Raw genomic sequence first — 18,261 nt, forward strand, 5'->3', positions numbered from 1 at the left:
CCGGCCGGGGGCGCGGACCCGACCGGACCGCGTCGCCGCCTCTGTCGTCCTGCTAGACCCTGTCGCCCTGGCCGTCCTTCTCCGGACTCCGGCTCTCCGTCGCGAAGAACCGCGACAGGTCCGCGTCGTACGGTTCGCGTGTGTCCTCGGAATCCGGCGCGGCCCCCATCCGCCGGTCCAGGCCGTACCGGTGGAACAGCTCCGCCCGCAGCACCGGCAGCGGCATCGGGGCACCGGGTACGAGTGCCGCGTAGACCGCGCCCATCAACAGGGCCCGCAGCTTCGGGTAATCGGTCGCGGGGTCCGTCGATCCGTGCCGGGCGACCGTGTCCCGCAGCAGTTCCGCGAGCCGCTGCTGCTCGGGGCACTGCACGAACCCCTCCGCGTAGAGCATCCCCGCCATGTGCTGGCGCATCAGCACCGGGTGATGGACCGTCAGGCCGAGGATCGCGTCGATGGCCCGCGCCATCCGCTCCCGGCCGTCATCGGTGCGCGGCTCACCCTCCAGGGCCTCTTCCAGGGTGCGGTGCATCAGCCGGTGCACAGCGGACTGGACGAGCTGCCGCTTGCCCGGAAAGTAGTACGACACCAGGCCGCGGGCGGAACCGGCGCGGTCCGCGATGTCGCCGAGCGTCGTCGCGTCGTAGCCGCGCTCGCCGACCAGCTCGACCGCGGCCTGCAACAGCCGTTCACGGGAACGCCGCCGCAATTCTTCATTGACCGAGGCGCTGCGCGGGGACATCCTGGACTCCTGCGTTGACTGGCTGTCAGCCAACTATACTCAGCGCATCCGGACCGTGCCCCGGCGGGGCCGGTGCCGGGTGGCGTCTGCCTTGGGCCGCACGGGGGACGGTCCAAGGCGGCCGCCGGTGACGCCGTGCCCATCCCTCGCTCCCTTACGGGCTGCGGGGCCCGGACGACATGTGTCGCAGAGGCGCTCGACCGTCCCTAGAGTGGGCACGAGTCCCCGAGGAGGCGTTCACACATGGACCAAGAGCAGATCCTGGGCCGGATCTCAGCGATGGTGGACGAGGAGCGCGGCCTGCGTGATGCGCTTCGGTCCGGTCGGATCGACAGCGTGACGGAGCAGGAACGGCTCGCCGAACTGGAACGAGCGCTCGACCAGTGCTGGGACCTGCTGCGCCAGCGCCGCGCGAAAGCCGAGTTCGGAGAGAACCCGGACGACGCCCGCGTCCGCCCGGCGTCGCAGGTCGAGGACTACGAGAGCTGAGAGCGGCCGAGGGCTCAGCCGATCAGGTCCAGGACCGGACGGAGGCCGTCCGGGCGCTCGGAAACCGGGCGGTGGTCGACGAAGTGCACCGTGCAGCCCAGGTCCGCCGCGCCGCCGTCCGCGTGGCGGTCGTCCCCCACCATCAGCGTGTCCTGCGGGGCGAGGCCGAGCGCGTCGCAGGCGAGGGCGAACAGCCGGGTGTCCGGCTTCTGGATGCCATGTTCGTACGACAGTACAAAGGTGTCCACGTAGGGGGCGACACCGTGCTCATGGAAGACCGGGCGCAGGTCCCAGCCGATGTTGCTGACCACGCCGACGGCCACCCCCCGCTCCCGCAGCGAGCGGAGCACCTCGATCGTGTCGGGGTAGGGCCGCCAGGCGTCCGGCGTCATATGGCGGTCGTACAGGGCGTCATGGAGCCGCGGGTCAGGCAGCGGCACCTGACGTGACAGGCCGGTGAACGCGGCTCGGTGCGCCTCGGAGCTACGGTCCCGCACCGCCCACAGCGTGGCCAGCTCGTCCGACATCGGAGCCGTGGGAAGGGCGCCGCCGGCCAGCGCGCCGGCCGACTCCAGTCGCTCGGCCGTGTGGACCAATTCCTCCTGGGACAGGGCGAGTCCGGCTTCCGTCACCACGGCGCGCAGCCACGACTCGGTCGATTCGATACGGAAGAGGGTCCCGGAGAAGTCGAACAGCACGCCTTTGATCGCCATGGGGCCGATCCTTCGCGAACCCTCCGCGCGGGTCAAGGACCCCTCCGCGGGTCAGGGACGGACCGCTCTCGTGCGGAACGCGCCGACTCGACGGGCGCCGGAGGCATGGCGCGATCGTGCCGACGCGTGGGGCCCGGGGCCAGCCGGTGTCCGGCCCAGGCGACCGCCGGCTATCCCAGGGCCCGCAGCCCGGGCACGAACGCCACCAGCACCGGAAGCACGGGAACCAGCGCCGCGGTCGCCGTCAGCCTGAGCCGGTGCGCCGCCGGCAGCCGGTCCGGGGGAGTGAGGAGGCGGAGGACGCGCTGGGGCACATGGGTCCCCGGCGTGGGACAGGGGCCGAACACCACCCGGCCTTCGTTGAGTTCCACGAGTGCGAGCGCGGTGGTGAGGCGGCCGTGGCGGCGCGACGCCATGTCGTCCGCGGCGAGTTCGACCAGCCGGTGCATCTCGTCGCGGAACGCGGCGAAGACCGGTACCTGCGGAAATCCGTTGGCGAGCGCGGCCGACGAGTGCAGCAGCCAGTCGTGCCGGGCCCGCGCGTGGCTCTGCTCATGCGCGAGCACCGCGTCCAGCTGCCTGCCCTTGAGCCGGCGCAACGCGGCCGTGGTGATGACCAGTCGGGGCGCGGCGCCGGGCAGCCACCAGGCGTCCGGGCGCTCCCCCTCCAGGACGACCAGCCGGTCGGTGCCGGGTTCCTCACCGGGCAACTGCGGAGCACGTACGAGCAGTTCGGCCCGGCTGCGCCGACGGCGTGCCTGTGCCCGTACGACCTCCCGGACCAGCATCGCAGCGCTCCACACCCCGGCGCACGCCAGGCTGACGGCGGTCGTCGCGGCCCACGGGCTTCCGGTGCCCAGCGCGTAGGCGTCCACGACACCGTGTGGCGCGGAGGCGAACACATGACCCCGCACGGCAGCCCAGGCCGCGGCCGCGCTGAGGGTCATCGACAGCGCGCAGCACACCAGTACAGCCGCCACCACGCACTGCCACACCCACAGGGCGACCACCGGTTCCCGGTCCGGCCAGTCCGCCCGGGCGAGCAGCCGCGGGGCGAGCACGGCGGTCAGGGCGCCGAGCAGCAGCAGGGCCGCGGGGACCATCATGGGCCGAAGCCTATGAGCCGGGCGGCGCCACGGGATACGTACTGCCGCGGCAAAGTGACGCACGCCACGGTTTGGTTGAACCGCCCGCGAAGGGGTCGGTACCGCTGCGTCGCGCCGGGTTGCGAACGGCTCGACGCGCCTGCGATGTGCCGAGCCGCGTCGGGACGGTGCGCCCGCGCGTCGCGCACTTCAGAGGGCGAACAGCATCGCCAGCATCGCGATGGCCATGGACAGCCGGCACACCCGCGCGAGTTCGGGACGGTCGCCCCAGCCCACGGTGCGCGCGCCCCCGCCCGTGGCCACCGCGGCGACCGGCACCAGACGCATCCCCGACCACAGCACGTAGGCCGCGAAGTAGAGCACAAGCGCCCCGGTCAGTGGCGGGACGCCCCCATGACCGTGGTGTCCGGGCGAGGCGGCCATCGCCGCCGCCATGTAGGCCATCGCACCGGCCCCCACCAGATGGTGCAGATGGTGGGCGCTCCTCCGGGCCGCCCACAGGGCCCGCAGGGCCGCCCCGCCGAAGAGGAGGGCGTAGGCGAACCAGAACCCTCGCGGAGGTGTCGCGACCGCGGCGGGCACGGCCATCACCGCCATGCCGAACCCCATCAGCGCCTCGCCTCGCGCGGTCCGGCGCTGCTCCTCGACCCTGCTGCGCATGCGCAGCAGGCAGTAGGCCCCGGTAGCCGCGCACAGCGCGACGAGCAGCCAGCCGGGCGAAGCCGGTCCGTGCATGGCGCACCTCCCCGCTCGACTCGGCGCCGGACTCAGGAGGGCATGCCCGTCACCGAGGGTGCGCAAGCGAGCGCACAGGGGTACGCCGGGGGAGCGCGGGGGACGCGACACAGGTGAGGGCGTCCGAGCACCCGAATTATTTACGAGTAAAATACATGTTAAACTTATGGGTATGAGCAGTGCGACCCCCGGTGCCTCCCGTATGCGCCCTCTTCCCTTGTGCGGCCTCCTGCGCCTCGGCAAGCCTTCGGAGATCTGGTTCAAGCCCGCGCTGAGCGTGGTCGCCGCGGTCGCCCCGCCGAACCTGATCCTGCTCGCCCTCGGCCGCCTCGACCTCGCGGCCTACACCATGGCGGGCTCGCTCTGCGCCCTCTACGGACACAGCCGCCCGTACGCGGCCCGCGCCCGTACCCTCGCCCTGGTCGTCCTCGGCATGCTCGGCGGCCTCGCCGTCGCCCTGCTCGCCGCCTCGCTCACCACGAACGCGGTGGTGCTGGTGACCGTGGGAGCCCTGCTCGCGGCCGTGCAGAAGGTGCTGTGCGACGCGACCCGGATCGGGCCGCCGGGAAACGTGATCTTCACCTTCATCAGCTCGGCGTCCCTGTTCGTCCCGGGGACCCTCGCCCACCTGCCCGGCCATCTCGCCCTCGCCACGGCGGCGGGCGCCTGGTCCTGGATCGTCGGCATGGCCCCCGGCCTGCTGCGACCCCACGGACCCGAGCGCCGGGCCACCGCCCACGCGCTGAGCGCGGCCGCAGCGTTCACGGAAACCCGTACGGCCGCCGCCCGCGCCGGCGCCGCGGCCGCCGTACACGGCGCCTGGCATACGCTGCTGTCGACCGGGGCCCGTTCCGCACCCCGACGTGACCTCGAGCGGCTCGTCGTCCGTGCCGAGGTCGCACTCGCGGCGCCCGGCGACAGCGACCCCGGGCGGCTTCGGGGCTGGGCTCGTGCCCTGCGGGGCACCGGGCCCGTCCCGCAGCCGGACGATCCCGGCGAGGCCGCCGACGAACTCCTCGGCGTGGAGGCCGGACTCGGCAGCCCGCCACGCCCGGTGCACCGCAGGCTCGGCCTGCTGGCCCCCCTCGCCCTGCGCACCGCGCTCGGCTGCGCCCTCGCCGGATACGCCGCGCTCGCGTTCGGCGTCGGCCGCCCGTACTGGGCCCTGGTCACCGCCGCCTCGCTCTACCAGCCCAACGTCACCCTCACCTGGACCCGGGGGATCCAGCGCGTCGTCGGCAACCTCGTCGGCGTCCTGCTCTTCGCGGCCGTCGCCCCGCTCGCCCACCAGAGCCGGCTTACCCTCGTGCTGTGCGGCCTCGCCCTCAACTTCGGAGCGGAAGCCCTGATCAGCCGCAATTACTGGCTCGGCAGCGTCTGCGTGACCCCAATGGCCCTGCTCGTCACCGAGTTCTCCCGGTACCAGGAGCCCGGCGCGCTGATGGCCGACCGAGTCCTGGACACCCTGGTCGGAGCGCTCGCCGGCTTCGTCGCCGCGGTAGTCGTCACCAACCGGCGCGCCGGCGACCGCCTCGAACACGCCCTCGCCGCCCTGGAGCGGGCCCGTGGGCGCGCGGCCGGTGCGGTGGCCGTAGAGCACCCCGAACCGGGCGCCCTTGAGGCCGCGCGCCGCGGCCTCGCCGCCGCGGTGGTGGACCTGCGTGCCGCGGCCGACGCGACGGCCGGCGAGTGGTGGCAGCGCGCCCTGCCGGAGGAGCGGGTGCTGCGCGCCGAACAGGCCGGACACCGTACGCTCGCCGCGACGATACGACGGCAGGGACTGCACACCTCGGAAGGCGCACGGGCATGACGGCAGGGAACGGACGGGCGGCGGCACCGGGCGACGACGCGGGCGGACGGACAGCCGCCGGTGCCCCGACGGGGCAGCCCTTGGCCGGGGCAGTGGCCGGGCGCGGCGGGGCGGGCGACACCGTCGCCGCCGTCGTGCGCCAGTGGCACGCCGTCCGCCCCGACATCGACACCGGGCCCATGGAGATCATCGGTCGCGTCAACCGGTGCGCCGCCCTGCTCCAGCAGGCCGAGGACGCGCCGCTGCGCCGCGCCGGGCTCACCCGGCCCGAGTTCGACGTCCTCGGCACGCTGCGGCGCACGGGCCACGAGCTGACCCCGGGCGAGATCGCCCGCGAGACGTTCTCCTCCGGTGCCGCCGTCACCAAGCGGCTCAAGCAGCTCACCGAACGCGGCCTGGTCGAGCGGCGCGGCGACGACCGGGACCGCCGTGTCGCCCATCTCCGCCTCACCGAGGCGGGCCGCGATCTGGTCGACTCCGTCCTGCCCGAGCAGCTCTCCTACGAGACGGCCGTCCTCTCCGGCCTCGACGGCCGGGAGCAGTCGGAACTCGCGGCACTGCTCGGTGAGTTGCTCGTCCAGCTGGAGGGACGGCTCGGCGCGCCGCGCGGCTGAGCGCGCACCGGGGGCCGGGCGACCACCCGCGGCCACCCACGGCGGGAGGCGGAACCCCTGGGAGCCCCACCCTGGTCTACCGTTCCGCCCCGCCGCATCGCGCCCAGGTCGTATCCGCATCCACGAAGAGAGGGATGTCGTCTCCGTGGCCGCCGCGAAGTGCGGGCGCAGCTAGCCCTCTTCTCGACCGGACGCGTAGATGCCGAACACCGCGCCCTGGGGGTCCTTCAGAACGGCGATGCGCGGGCCGTCCGGCACCGAGGCCGGTTCCATGAGGACGCGCCCGCCCGCCTCCGTCGCGACGGACGTCATGGCGTCCACGTCCTCGACCGCGAAGTACGGCAGCCAGTGTGCCGGCACCTCGTGCGGGAACCGGTCGCCCATGGTCACCATGCCGCCGAAGTCGGCGTCGCCGACGCCCCACTGCGTGTAGTCGGCGGAGGGGTGCACGGTCCAGCCGAAGACCGTCGTGTAGAAGTCGGTGGCCCTCTCCGGGACGCGGGTCAGCAGCTCCACCCAGCCCAGCGCACCCGGAGCGTTGAACAGTCCGGCACCGGCGAAGGCCCGCGGCTGCCACATCTGGAACGCCGCGCCGTCCGGATCGAGGGCGACCGTGAAACGGCCCGCGTCGTGGACGTCCACCGGACCCAGGAGCACCGTGCCCCCGGCCACCCCCACCGCCTCGGCAGCCTCGTCGGCGTCGTCCACGGAGAACGCCACGTTCCAGGCGACCGGCTGCTCCTGCTGGTACAGCGGGGCCAGGGCCGCGACCGCCGCGTCACCGAGGCGGGCGACCGTGTATCCGCCCGACTCCGGCCGGGGGTCCGTCTCCGGACGCCAGCCGAACAGCTCGGTGTAGAACCGTTTGGCCCTCTCCAGGTCGCTGGTCCCGAGCTCCGCCCAGCAGGGGCCGCCGGTCACCGGCTTCTCGAGCTTCATGGGGTTGCCTCCCACCCTGCGGTCCCCCTCAGCAGGCTATGCCGCCGCCCGGCCCGCGGCATCAGATCCCGGGGCGGTAGCGCAGGGGGTGGTCGGCAGGGATCTCCACCAGCACGATCTCGGTGCCGTCCGGGTCGGCGATCCACATCTCGATCAGGCCCCACGGCTCCTTCACGGGCGGTCGCACGATCTCGACGCCCGCCTCGGCCAGCTCGGCGTGCGCGGCCACGATGTCCCGCACCTGGAGCCAGAGCTTCAGCGCGGGGGAGGGCGGTGCCTCACCGCGCCCCGAGACCTCCAGGAAGCCGCCACCGAGGAAGTACACGACACCGCGCTCCGGTCCGGTGCCGAACTCCCGGCAGACAGCGAGCCCGAGCTTCTCGCCGTAGAAGGCGCGGGAACGCTCGGGGTCGGTGGGGCGCAGGAGAACGCGGCTGTTCAGTACGTGGACCATGCAAACGGAGCCTAGCGGGGGCGTTACGCTCATCGGTGCCCGCGCCGCGCCCCTGAGATCGGAGAAGCAGCCCATGCACAGCGCCGCCACCGCCACGACCGGTCTGACCTTCCGCGACGCCGCCGAAGCCGACGTGGACGCGCTGGTCAAGCTGATCGAGTCGGCGTACCGCGGCGACGCCAGCCGGGCCGGGTGGACGACCGAGGCGGACATCCTGGAAGGGCAGCGGACCGACCCGGAGGGGGTGCTCCAGGTCATCGAGTCGCCCGACAGCCGGCTGCTCACGGTCGAGCGCGACGGCACGATCGTCGCCTGCTGCCAGATCCAACACCGCGGAGAGCACGCCTACTTCGGCATGTTCGCGGTCAGCCCCGCACTCCAGGGCGCGGGTCTCGGCAAGACGGTGATCGCCGAGGCGGAGCGGATGGCCCTGGACGCCTGGGGCGTGACGGAGATGCAGATGACGGTGATCTCCGTCCGGGACGACCTCATCGCCTGGTACGAGCGGCGCGGCTACCGCCGTACGGGACGGATGAGCCCGTTCCCGTACGGCGACGAGCGCTTCGGTATCCCGCAGCGCGACGACCTGGAGTTCGAGCTGCTGGTCAAGCCGTTGCGCTGAATCCGGCTCCGACGTCCGGCCCGGTGGCCGGACGGGGCGTACGGCGTCGAACGACGCGGCCGTGCGCGGCGCTGGCCCTCAGGCGGTGAAGCGGCCGGTGCGCTTGATCTCCGGGTAGTCGGTGGTCGCGCCGTCCAGTTCCAGCGCGCGGGCCAGCCGTAGATGGTCCAGGGTGTTCACGACCCAGCCGATGACCCTCAGATCCGCCTTCCGCGCGTGCTCGACGACCTCCAGGGTCAGCCGGCGGATGTTGAGGCAGACCGTCCGGGCGCCGGCGGCGACGGCGTTCTCGGCCACGTCGGTGCCGTAGCGGCTGGCGACCAGCGCGGTACGCACACCGGGTACGAGCCGGGCGATCTCGGCGATCGCCTCTGCGTGGAACGACGAGACCTCGACCCGGCCGACGAGGTCCCGGCGATGCATCACCTCGGCCAGTGCCCGGGCCGCCGCCACATCCTTGATCTCCGCCTGGAGCGGCGTCTTCACCGCGTCCAGGACCTCCTCGAAGACGGGGACCCGCTCACCGCTGCCCGCGTCGAGAGCGCGCAGTTCGGCGACGGTCTTCTCGGCGATCGCACCGGTGCCGTCGGTCGTACGGTCGACTTCGGCGTCGTGCATGATCACGAGAGCGCCGTCCTTGCTCAGATGGAGATCGAGCTCGATCACATCGAGGCCCGCGCGTTCGGCGGCGACAAAGGACCGGAGGGTGTTCTCGGGCTCGACACCCATGACTCCGCGATGACCGATGGTGAGGAAGTTCAAGGTTCAACTCGCTTCCGTCGACGGCGGCTCGGCTGCCGCGAGGCGTTCCCGCACCGTCGCGGCAGGGCGCAGCCTAATGGCCCCGGTGCGCGGTGAACCCGCTCCTACACGGGTCAACGGGCGCACGGCGCGGCGCGAATCGGGACCCGCAGGGCCGGCCGGGTGTCACTCCTTGGTGGGCGCGTCGCGCTGCTGTTGACCATGGGCCCCGCCGCCTCTCCCGGGCCCTCCCCTTCACCGGGCCGGCCGAAAACAGTACGGCCGCCTGTTGGCGGTCAGCGCCTCCGGGTGGCCGCGGGCGTATGGCGGATGTCACGTTCTTCTGGTGTCCGGCAGGAAAAAGAGCGGTGAAGGTGGGGGTTGGGCAGGATAATTTCCCGATCCCCCTCTTGCTGGAAGAAACCGTCCCCGCTTACGGTGTCCCTACTTGAGGTTCTCCCGTGGAGGATGGGTCATGACGGAAATTCTTGTGCAGGTGGGTTCGGAGGGGCAGGTTCCTCCGCAAGACAAGGTGGTGGACCACCCGGCTTGGCCCGTGCTCAAGGATGCCGTGGAACGGATCCGGCCATGGCAGGCCGAGGATGGTTCGATCGACTTCGCCGCCGAGGGTGCCCCGGAGCGCGCGGCCGCCGAAGAGGCCGTCGGCGATGTGGTGGGGGCCGTCGAGGCGCTCTCCCCGCTGCTCCCGCACGACGTCGCCTACCACGAGGCGCTCATGAAGGATCTGCGCCGGTGGGCCGACGAGGGCTTCCAGGTGCCCGACTTCCTCGACTCGCTGCTGGCCTTCCAGCCCGCCGCAGACCGCCGGGACGGCCTCCAGCACCTGGTCGTCTTCCCGATGTACACGCAGAACGGCAACCCCGACCGCAACCTCGAGGCGGTCGTCCTGCGCATGGTGTGGCCGGAGTGGCTCGCCGAGCTGGAGGCCACCCGCTACGACAACCCGCTGTTCTGCGGCATCACCTTCGAGGACTTCACCGCGGGCTACGACACCAACTCCGCCGTCCTCTTCCCGGAGACCATCGCCGTCCGTGAGGCGCCGGAACGATTCTCCTGGGGTGGCATCTTCTGCGACCGCGAGGCCGCCCGCTTCCGCCGGGTCACCGAGGCCGCCGTCGACCTCCTGGGCCTGCAGCTGCCCGAGGACATCGCCGCGATGGTCCACGACCAGAAGCGCTGCGAAGAGGCCTTCGTGCTGTGGGACATGGTCCACGACCGCACCCACAGCCACGGTGACCTGCCGTTCGACCCGTTCATGATCAAGCAACGCCAGCCGTTCTGGATGTATGGCCTGGAGGAGCTGCGCTGTGACCTCACCGCCTTCAAGGAGGCCGTGAAGCTCCAGGCGGACGGCGTCCCGCAGGCCCGTGACGTGCAGTACGCGGTGCTCTTCGACCGCATGTTCCGCTTCCCGGTCACCGGCGACCGCGTGCGCAACTACGACGGCCTCGGCGGTCAGCTGCTCTTCGCCTACCTGCACAAGCACGATGTCCTCCGCTGGACGGACAACAAGCTCTCCATCGACTGGGAGCGCGCCCCGCAGGTCACCAACCAGCTGTGCGCCGAGATCGAGAAGCTGTACAGGGACGGCATCGACCGCCCGAAGCTCGTGCACTGGTTCGCCGGCTACGAGCTGGTCTCCACCTACCTGGCGCCGCACCCCGGCTCCAAGTGGGCCAAGGGCCCCGAGGCCCTGGACCTGGCCCAGCCGCCGCGCAAGCTCGTGGACGACGTGCTTCCGGACGAGTTTCCGCTGAGCATGTTCTATGAGGCGCTCCAGAAGAAGCTCAAGAACGTGATCGCCTCCACCAAGGGCATCACCGCGGAGATCGCCGAGCGAGTCGCCGCGTGAGCGCCCGTGCCGTGGGTACGGCTGATGCGGCGGACGCTGTTCAGGAGGCGAGGACGATGCGGAACGGGAATGGGCCACTGAGTGGCGCGGTGATCGCGGTGGCGGGCGCGGGCGGAGCCGCGGGCCGGGCGACACTGCTGAGGCTGGCCGAGGCCGGGGCGACCGTGGTGGCCTCGGACAACGACCCCGAGCGGCTCGCGGAGGCCGTCGACGCGGCCCGCTACGCGCTCGGCGGCGCCACCGTCACCGGGGACACGGTGGACCTGCTCGACCTCCAGTCCACCCGTGACTGGGCCACCCATGTCGAGAAGGACTTCGGGCGCGTCGACGGACTGGTGCACCTGGTCGGCGGCTGGCGCGGCAGTGAGACCTTCACCAAGACCAGCCTCGACGACTGGGACTTCCTCGAACTGCTGCTCGTTCGCACCGTGCAGCACACCTCCCTGGCGTTCCACGAGGCGCTGCAACGCAGCGACCGCGGACGCTACGTCCTGATCAGCGCCGCGGGCGCGACCAAGCCCGCCGCGGGCAACGCCGCCTATGCCGCCGCCAAGGCCGCCGCCGAGGCATGGACCCTGGCCATGGCCGACTACTTCCGCAAGGCCGGGGGCGAGGGTGGCCCGACGTCGGCGGCTGCGATCCTGGTGGTGAAGGCGTTGGTGCACGACGCGATGCGCGCCGACCGCCCCAACGCGAAGTTCGCGGGCTTCACGGACGTCAAGGACCTGGCCGAGGCCATCGCCGACGTCTGGAGCAAGCCCGCCGCGGAAGTGAACGGAAAACGTCTGTGGCTGACCGAGAAGCCGTGAACCCTCCCAAGACCGACGCGCGTCGCCGTCACGACCCGGAGGTCCGCGGCTTCGCCAGTGACAACTACGCCGGGGCTCACCCGGAGGTGCTCGCCGCCCTGGCCGTGGCCAACGGCGGGCACCAGGTCGCGTACGGCGAGGACGTCTACACCGAGAACCTCCAGCGGATCATCCGCAGCCACTTCGGCTCCACGGCCGAGGCCTTCCCGGTGTTCAACGGCACCGGTGCGAACGTCGTCGCGCTCCAGGCCGTCACCGACCGCTGGGGCGCGGTGATCTGTGCGGAGAGCGCGCACATCAACGTCGACGAGGGTGGAGCCCCCGAGCGCATGGGCGGGCTGAAGCTGCTCACCGTGCCCACGCCCGACGGCAAGCTCACGCCCGAGCTGATCGACCGGCAGGCGTACGGCTGGGAGGACGAGCACCGCGCCATGCCGCAGGTCGTCTCGATCACCCAGAGCACCGAGCTGGGCACCCTCTACACGCCCGACGAGATCCGTGCGATCTGCGAGCACGCCCATGCGCGCGGCATGAAGGTGCACCTGGACGGTTCCCGGATGGCCAACGCGGCCGCCTCCCTCGACGTGCCGATGCGCACGTTCACCAATGCGGTCGGCGTCGACATCCTCTCTCTCGGCGGGACGAAGAACGGCGCGCTGTTCGGCGAGGCGGTCGTCGTGCTCAACCAGGACGCCGTCAGTCATATGAAGCACCTGCGCAAGCTGTCCATGCAGCTCGCGTCGAAGATGCGCTTTGTGTCGGTGCAGCTGGAGGCCCTGTTCGCCAAGGACCTGTGGCTGCGCAACGCCCGCCACGCCAACGAGATGGCGCAGCGGCTCGCGGAGGGTGTGCGGGCCGTGCACGGGGTGGAGATTCTCTACCCGGTGCAGGCCAACGGGGTCTTCGCCAGGCTTCCTCATGACGTGAGCGAGCGTCTTCAGCAGCGGTTCCGGTTCTACTTCTGGGACGAGGCGGCCGGGGTCGTGCGCTGGATGTGCGCCTTCGACACGACCGAGGACGACGTGGACCGGTTCCTGGCGGCGCTGAAGGAGGAGATGGCGCGCTAGGCGCCCCCTCCCAGACACGCCGCTTGATGCATAGATATGCGACCGATCGAAAGTTCATTGACTACCGGTCGGTCGCATACCTATGCTCTGCGAACATGGAGCTGATCCAGCAAACGACCGACCTGTCCGCCTACTTGGCCGCAGACGAGGCCGTCGACCACCATCATCCGGTGGTGCGCGAAGCAGCCGCCCGGCTGGCCGGACAGGTGGCTGACTCGTATGCCTATGCGCAGGCGGCCTACGAGTTCGTGCGCGACACCATCCCGCACTCCGCCGACAGCGGCGACCCGCGTGTCACCTGGCGTGCTTCCGACGTTCTCCGGCTCCGCACCGGCATCTGCCACGCCAAGGCGCACGCCCTGGCCGCGCTGCTGCGTGCCGAGGACATCCCGGCGGCGCTGTGCTATCAGCGGCTGCTGCATGACGACGAAGGCGGTCATGCCGTGCACGGTCTGGTCGCCGTGCGGTTCCACGGCGCCTGGCACCGGCAGGATCCCCGCGGGAACAAGCCGGGCGTGGACGCCCGGTTCCGACTCGACGGTGAGCGACTGGCCTGGACCCCCGACGAGGAGTCCAATGAGATGGACTATCCCGTCTTGTATGCTGAACCTCACCCGGCCGTGCTACGTGCGCTCCGAGCCGCCCCCGACCGGGAGGCCCTCCGGAAGACGCTGCCCACCGCACTCTGAGGCAGGCGATGACTCCCTCCCCGACCGTGTCCGCCGAGGTGCGCGCCCTCGCGCCCGGTTTCACGCACCTCGCGATCGAGGCCCACGGACTTGTCAACGGGCCCAGCGTTCAGGAGACGTCCGCGCTGCTGGACGACGCGGCCCGCCGCCTCGCCGTACGACTGGACGGACGTGCCCCGCACGAGGATCCGCACATGGCGGCCTGGCGCGCGGTGTACACGGCCTTCGGCGCCAAGCCGTCCCGCACCCGTAACTCGGCCGAGGCGCTCGCCAGGCGAGCCCTGTCGGACGCCGGACTGCCGAGGATCAATGTGCTCGTCGACATCTACAACGCCGTCAGCGTGGCCCATCTGATCCCGGTCGGCGGCGAGGACCTCGATCGGGTCCGGGGCGCCATGCACCTTGTCAGGGCCACGGGCGACGAGGATTTCGTGACCGTCGCGGGCGGCGAGGAGACCGTCGAGCATCCGGACCCGGGCGAGGTGGTGTGGCGTGACGAGATGGGTGTGACCTGCCGCCGCTGGAACTGGCGCCAGGGGCCCCGCACCCGGCTCACCGAGGAGTCGGCCTCCGCGGTCTTTCTGCTGGAGAGCCTCGCGCCGACGCCGATGGCCGACGTGGAGCGGGCCGGCACCGAACTGGCCGAACTCCTGGAGAAGTTCAGCCCCGGGGCGCGGATCACGGTGCACGCCCCCGCCTGATCCGGCTCAGCGAGCCTCGGCGGCGCGCAGCTGCTCCTGGGTCGGCGCCGTACCGCCGAGGTGGGCCGGCATCCACCACGAGTCCTCCGGGCCCTTGGCGCGCCCGGGGTAGGCGCGCTGGGCGGCCTCCAGCAACTCCTGCACACGCTCGCGCAGTTGCCGGGTGAGCGCGCCGGCGTAGGTGTCCCGCGAGGCTTCGAACGCCTCGCCGACCCTGATCGTGATCGGGATGTGGCTGCGCTTGAAGTTACGCGGGTGGCCCTTGGTCCACAGCCGCTGAGTGCCCCAGACCGCCATCGGGACCAGCGGGACACCCGCGTCCTGGGCCAGGCGCACCGCGCCCGACTTGAAGCTCTTCAGGGTGAACGACTGCGAGATGGTCGCCTCGGGGAAGACCCCGACGATTTCCCCCGACCGCAGCGAGTCCAGTGCGTGCGCGTACGCGGCCTCGCCCTGCTTGCGGTCCACCGGGATGTGCTTCATGGCGCGCATCAGCGGGCCCGAGATCCGGTGCCGGAAGACGGACTCCTTGGCCATGAAGCGCACCAGGCGCTTCTGCGGCAGGGCCGCCAGGCCGTTGAAGACGAAGTCGAGATAGCTGATGTGATTGCTTACCAGCACTGCACCGCCCGAGCGCGGGATGTTCTCCGATCCCTTGCAGTTGATCTTCAGATCCCATGCCTTGAACATCGTGAGTGCGAGACCGATGACGGGACGGTAGACGAGCTCAGCCATGGACGGGGCGGACCCTTCTCTCTGCCTGGGAAGTTACGCAGCCGTAGGTTTACGGCGTCTCGCAGATCGTGCCCGAAGAACGATTGCGGGGCCAGTCCTGGTGCCCGCGCGCGGCGAGATCCTCATCACGTCAGCCGAATGCCCCGTCATGGGCTTTTCGTATGCTCTTGTTCCGCGTGACCGCCACGCGTGGTCGCGGGGGCGAAGATGGGGAGCCGGGAATCCTTGCAGTCCTGTGAACGCTGCAACGGAGGGCGACTGGCGGAGCGGGAGAGTGAGAGTGCGCGGGCGGAACGACGGACGGCGGCTCGGCGCGGCCGAGTTGGGCCAGGGGCTTGGCCGGCGGGCCACGCTGGTCCAGTTCTCCAGCGCCTTCTGCGCTCCCTGCCGGGCCACACGGCGGGTGCTCACGGAGGTCGCAGGGATGGTGCCCGGGGTCGCGCATGTGGAGATCGACGCCGAGCGGCGGCTCGAACTCGTCCGCGCCCTCGGCATCGTCAAGACGCCCACCGTGCTCGTCCTGGACGCGCACGGCCGGATCGTACGGCGGGCGACGGGGCAGCCCCGCAAAGCGGACGTGATCGCCGCCCTCGGCGAGGCCGTGTGATGCCGTCGGCCGAGGGTGCCGGGCCGCTCGGGACCGGGTGAAGGCGACCGTGTGGAAGCCGGTGACGCATCTCGCGGATCCTGGGACGCACTTGACTGCACCCATCACCTATCGTCAGTCTGACCGTATGCCCCCGGAACTCCTTCTCTTCGAGCGTGTCCACGTGGACCTGGCCCGCACCGCGAGCGCCCGCTGTCCGGCCTGCTGAGCAGCCACGGATCCTCCCCACGTCACTTGCAGAAGGACAACTCCATGACGGCAACGCCCGGCCTCGACCCCGCTCGGACAGCTTCTCCGGACCTCCTGCGCGCGGTCTTCCGCCGGCATGCGGCGGGGGTCGCCGTGATCACCGCCCGTGGAGACGGCGGCCCGGTCGGCTTCACCGCCACCTCCCTCACCTCGGTCTCGGCCGAGCCTCCCCTCGTCTCGTTCGGCATCGGCATCGGTGCGTCCAGCTGGCCCGCCGTCTCCGAGGCCGGCCATGTCGGCGTGCACATACTCGGCGAGCACCAGGAGGCTCTGGCCGGCACCTTCGCCCGCAGTGGTGCCGACCGCTTCGGCGTATCCACCAGCTGGCGAGAGGGCCCCATGGGAGTCCCCGTCCTGGACGACGTGCTCGCCTGGCTCGTCTGCCGAGTGGTGGCGCGGGTGCCCGCCGGCGATCACCGCCTCGTCCTCGCCGAGGTCGTCCACGGTGACCCCTCCGGCGCCGGACGTCCGCTGCTCTACCACCAGGGACGCTTCAACGGACTGCGTGACTGAACCTACCGGCCGGTTACACAGCGTTGCCAAGGTCACAGTTCAAAGCGCTTGCTTAGCGGGCAGGTACTGGGTGTACTGACGAGTAATATCTCGTTCGGAGCGCGGGGTCGCCCCGACCGGGATCGGCCGCTTCAGGCGCCTATGCTGCCTGCAAGAAGGCAGCCCAGAAATGACGATGCAGTAGGAGAGCCGGCGTGAGCTTGAGGATCGTTGTCACTGTGAAGTACGTGCCCGACGCCACTGGCGACCGGCACTTCGCCGATGACCTGACCGTCGACCGGGACGACGTGGACGGTCTGCTCTCCGAGCTGGACGAGTATGCGGTCGAGCAGGCGCTCCAGATCGCGGAGAACGCCGACGACGCCGAGGTCACCGTGCTGACGGTGGGCCCGGAGGACGCCAAGGACGCGCTGCGCAAGGCTCTGTCGATGGGCGCCGACAAGGCGATCCACGTCGAGGACGACGACCTGCACGGCACCGACGCCATCGGCACCTCGCTGGTGCTGGCCAAGGCCATCGAGAAGGCCGGCTACGACCTGGTGATCTCCGGCATGGCCTCCACCGACGGCACCATGGGTGTCGTACCGGCGCTGCTGGCCGAGCGCCTGGGCGTGCCGCAGGTGACGCTGCTGTCCGAGGTCTCCGTCGAGGACGGCACCGTGAAGGGCCGCCGTGACGGCGACGCCGCCTCGGAGCAGCTGGAGGCGTCCCTGCCGGCCGTCGTCTCGGTCACCGACCAGTCGGGCGAGGCGCGCTACCCGTCCTTCAAGGGCATCATGGCGGCCAAGAAGAAGCCGGTGGAGTCCTGGGACCTGTCGGACCTGGACATCGAGGCCGAGGAGGTCGGTCTCGAGAACGCCTGGACCGCGGTCCAGGCAGTCGCCGAGCGCCCGGCGCGCACCGCGGGCACCATCGTCAAGGACGAGGGCGAGGGCGGCAAGCAGCTCGCTGAGTTCCTCGCGAGCCAGAAGTTCATCTAAGGCTCCTCAGCCTGACCGCCCCTGACTTCGCAATCCGCAAGGAGATCCATTCCCATGGCTGAAGTTCTCGTCTACGTCGACCACGTGGACGGTGCCGTCCGCAAGCCCACGCTGGAGCTGCTGACCCTGGCCCGGCGCATCGGCGAGCCGGTCGCCGTCGCCCTCGGCAACGGAGCCGCCGACACGGCCGCCGCGCTCGCCGAGCACGGCGCGGTGAAGGTGCTCACCCACGACGCCTCCGAGTACGCCGACTACCTGGTCGTCCCGAAGGTGGACGCGCTCCAGGCCGCCTACGAGGCCGTCTCCCCGGCCGCCGTCCTGGTGCCGTCCTCCGCGGAGGGCAAGGAGATCGCCGCCCGTCTGGCGCTGCGCATCGGCTCCGGCATCATCACCGACGCCGTCGACCTGGAGGCCGGCGAGGAGGGCCCGGTGGCCACCCAGTCGGTCTTCGCCGCCTCCTTCACCACCAAGTCCCGTGTCGCCAAGGGCACCGCGGTCATCACGGTCAAGCCGAACTCGGCCGCCGTGGAGGCCGCCCCGGCCGCCGGCAGCGTCGAGGCGCTGGCGGTGACGTTCTCCGACAAGGCGACCGGTACCAAGGTCACCGGCCGTACGCCGCGTGAGTCGACGGGCCGCCCCGAGCTGACCGAGGCCGCGATCGTGGTCTCCGGTGGCCGTGGTGTCAACGGCGCGGAGAACTTCGCGATCATCGAGGCGCTCGCCGACTCCCTCGGCGCGGCCGTCGGTGCCTCGCGTGCCGCCGTCGACGCGGGCTGGTACCCGCACACCAACCAGGTCGGCCAGACCGGCAAGAGCGTGTCGCCGCAGCTGTACATCGCCTCCGGTATCTCCGGTGCGATCCAGCACCGCGCCGGTATGCAGACCTCGAAGACGATCGTGGCGATCAACAAGGACGCCGAGGCCCCGATCTTCGACCTGGTCGACTACGGCGTGGTCGGCGACCTGTTCGAGGTCGTCCCGCAGCTGACCGAGGAGGTCAAGGCCCGCAAGGGCTGAGCGACTTCGCGGGTACGAGGCCCCCGGGACCGCCGTCGCGGTCCCGGGGGCCTCGT

The 18,261-nt window shown here is 71.3% G+C and carries 21 protein-coding genes; 13 read left to right on the forward strand and 8 right to left on the reverse strand.

What is annotated here, in order from left to right:
• Positions 1–52 precede the first annotated feature (52 nt).
• On the reverse strand, positions 53–742 hold the full coding sequence (locus ABZ876_RS32985; protein ID WP_361788788.1) for a helix-turn-helix domain-containing protein: 690 nt from the start codon (positions 740–742) through the stop codon (positions 53–55).
• A 243-nt stretch (positions 743–985) separates the two neighbouring features.
• Here ABZ876_RS32985 and ABZ876_RS32990 point away from each other — a divergent pair, with 243 nt between their 5' ends.
• Complete coding sequence (locus tag ABZ876_RS32990; protein ID WP_361788789.1) at positions 986–1,231, forward strand: DUF2630 family protein; 246 nt, start codon at positions 986–988, stop codon at positions 1,229–1,231.
• A gap of 14 nt (positions 1,232–1,245) precedes the next feature.
• Here ABZ876_RS32990 and ABZ876_RS32995 read toward each other — a convergent pair whose 3' ends face one another.
• From ABZ876_RS32995 to ABZ876_RS33005, 3 genes are all read right to left on the reverse strand, one after another.
• Positions 1,246–1,944: an HAD-IA family hydrolase gene (locus ABZ876_RS32995; protein WP_361788790.1), complete on the reverse strand. Its 699-nt coding sequence runs from the start codon at positions 1,942–1,944 to the stop codon at positions 1,246–1,248.
• Between the two features lie 170 nt (positions 1,945–2,114).
• Positions 2,115–3,050 carry a M56 family metallopeptidase gene (locus tag ABZ876_RS33000; RefSeq protein ID WP_361788791.1) on the reverse strand — a complete coding sequence of 312 codons (936 nt, stop codon included), beginning with the start codon at positions 3,048–3,050 and terminating at the stop codon, positions 2,115–2,117.
• 189 nt (positions 3,051–3,239) lie between these two features.
• Positions 3,240–3,785, reverse strand: coding sequence for a DUF5134 domain-containing protein (locus ABZ876_RS33005; protein ID WP_361788792.1), 546 nt, complete (start codon positions 3,783–3,785; stop codon positions 3,240–3,242).
• A gap of 172 nt (positions 3,786–3,957) precedes the next feature.
• Between ABZ876_RS33005 and ABZ876_RS33010 the strand changes: the two genes are divergently transcribed.
• Positions 3,958–5,595, forward strand: coding sequence for an FUSC family protein (locus ABZ876_RS33010; RefSeq protein WP_361788793.1), 1,638 nt, complete (start codon positions 3,958–3,960; stop codon positions 5,593–5,595).
• A complete protein-coding gene (locus ABZ876_RS33015; RefSeq protein WP_361788794.1) occupies positions 5,592–6,209 on the forward strand; it encodes a MarR family transcriptional regulator in 618 nt (205 codons plus the stop codon). Before ABZ876_RS33010 ends, ABZ876_RS33015 begins: the two co-directional genes overlap by 4 nt.
• A 171-nt stretch (positions 6,210–6,380) precedes the next feature.
• Here the strand turns inward: ABZ876_RS33015 and ABZ876_RS33020 are convergent, their stop codons facing one another.
• Positions 6,381–7,148: a VOC family protein gene (locus tag ABZ876_RS33020; RefSeq protein WP_361788795.1), complete on the reverse strand. Its 768-nt coding sequence runs from the start codon at positions 7,146–7,148 to the stop codon at positions 6,381–6,383.
• 61 nt (positions 7,149–7,209) lie between these two features.
• Positions 7,210–7,602: a VOC family protein gene (locus ABZ876_RS33025; protein ID WP_361788796.1), complete on the reverse strand. Its 393-nt coding sequence runs from the start codon at positions 7,600–7,602 to the stop codon at positions 7,210–7,212.
• Between the two features lie 73 nt (positions 7,603–7,675).
• On the opposite strand from ABZ876_RS33025, the gene ABZ876_RS33030 reads away from it, so the two are divergent.
• Positions 7,676–8,224: a GNAT family N-acetyltransferase gene (locus ABZ876_RS33030; RefSeq protein WP_361788797.1), complete on the forward strand. Its 549-nt coding sequence runs from the start codon at positions 7,676–7,678 to the stop codon at positions 8,222–8,224.
• 78 nt (positions 8,225–8,302) lie between these two features.
• On the opposite strand, the gene ABZ876_RS33035 is transcribed toward ABZ876_RS33030, so the two are convergent.
• On the reverse strand, positions 8,303–8,986 hold the full coding sequence (locus tag ABZ876_RS33035) for a glycerophosphodiester phosphodiesterase family protein (RefSeq protein WP_361788798.1): 684 nt from the start codon (positions 8,984–8,986) through the stop codon (positions 8,303–8,305).
• Between the two features lie 454 nt (positions 8,987–9,440).
• Here ABZ876_RS33035 and ABZ876_RS33040 point away from each other — a divergent pair, with 454 nt between their 5' ends.
• The 5 genes from ABZ876_RS33040 (at position 9,441) to ABZ876_RS33060 (ending at position 14,104) form a co-directional block, all read left to right on the forward strand.
• Entirely contained in the window at positions 9,441–10,838 is a 1,398-nt protein-coding gene (locus tag ABZ876_RS33040; RefSeq protein WP_361788799.1) for a DUF6421 family protein, read from the forward strand.
• Between the two features lie 56 nt (positions 10,839–10,894).
• On the forward strand, positions 10,895–11,647 hold the full coding sequence (locus ABZ876_RS33045) for an SDR family NAD(P)-dependent oxidoreductase (RefSeq protein ID WP_361788800.1): 753 nt from the start codon (positions 10,895–10,897) through the stop codon (positions 11,645–11,647).
• Positions 11,644–12,714 carry a low specificity L-threonine aldolase gene (locus tag ABZ876_RS33050; RefSeq protein ID WP_361788801.1) on the forward strand — a complete coding sequence of 357 codons (1,071 nt, stop codon included), beginning with the start codon at positions 11,644–11,646 and terminating at the stop codon, positions 12,712–12,714. Before ABZ876_RS33045 ends, ABZ876_RS33050 begins: the two co-directional genes overlap by 4 nt.
• A 95-nt stretch (positions 12,715–12,809) precedes the next feature.
• Positions 12,810–13,403: a transglutaminase family protein gene (locus ABZ876_RS33055; RefSeq protein ID WP_361788802.1), complete on the forward strand. Its 594-nt coding sequence runs from the start codon at positions 12,810–12,812 to the stop codon at positions 13,401–13,403.
• Positions 13,404–13,411: 8 nt separating this feature from the next.
• The gene (locus tag ABZ876_RS33060; RefSeq protein WP_361788803.1) at positions 13,412–14,104 is read left to right on the forward strand and encodes a phenylalanine--tRNA ligase beta subunit-related protein; all 693 of its coding nucleotides are present in this window, start codon (positions 13,412–13,414) and stop codon (positions 14,102–14,104) included.
• Positions 14,105–14,110: 6 nt separating this feature from the next.
• On the opposite strand, the gene ABZ876_RS33065 is transcribed toward ABZ876_RS33060, so the two are convergent.
• Positions 14,111–14,839, reverse strand: a complete 729-nt coding sequence (locus ABZ876_RS33065; protein WP_361788804.1) for a lysophospholipid acyltransferase family protein — start codon at positions 14,837–14,839, stop codon at positions 14,111–14,113.
• 235 nt (positions 14,840–15,074) lie between these two features.
• Here ABZ876_RS33065 and ABZ876_RS33070 point away from each other — a divergent pair, with 235 nt between their 5' ends.
• The 4 genes from ABZ876_RS33070 to ABZ876_RS33085 all read left to right on the forward strand — a co-directional run bounded on the left by ABZ876_RS33070 (position 15,075) and on the right by ABZ876_RS33085 (position 18,205).
• Positions 15,075–15,446 (forward strand): thioredoxin family protein, encoded by a 372-nt coding sequence (locus ABZ876_RS33070; protein WP_361788805.1) that lies wholly within the window; start codon positions 15,075–15,077, stop codon positions 15,444–15,446.
• Between the two features lie 252 nt (positions 15,447–15,698).
• Complete coding sequence (locus ABZ876_RS33075; RefSeq protein WP_361788806.1) at positions 15,699–16,208, forward strand: flavin reductase family protein; 510 nt, start codon at positions 15,699–15,701, stop codon at positions 16,206–16,208.
• A 194-nt stretch (positions 16,209–16,402) separates the two neighbouring features.
• Positions 16,403–17,188, forward strand: a complete 786-nt coding sequence (locus ABZ876_RS33080; RefSeq protein WP_234515268.1) for an electron transfer flavoprotein subunit beta/FixA family protein — start codon at positions 16,403–16,405, stop codon at positions 17,186–17,188.
• Between the two features lie 54 nt (positions 17,189–17,242).
• Positions 17,243–18,205 (forward strand): electron transfer flavoprotein subunit alpha/FixB family protein, encoded by a 963-nt coding sequence (locus ABZ876_RS33085; protein WP_361788807.1) that lies wholly within the window; start codon positions 17,243–17,245, stop codon positions 18,203–18,205.
• Positions 18,206–18,261: the final 56 nt, after the last annotated feature.

Source organism: Streptomyces sp. NPDC046931, assembly GCF_040644655.1.
GTDB lineage: Bacteria > Actinomycetota > Actinomycetes > Streptomycetales > Streptomycetaceae > Streptomyces.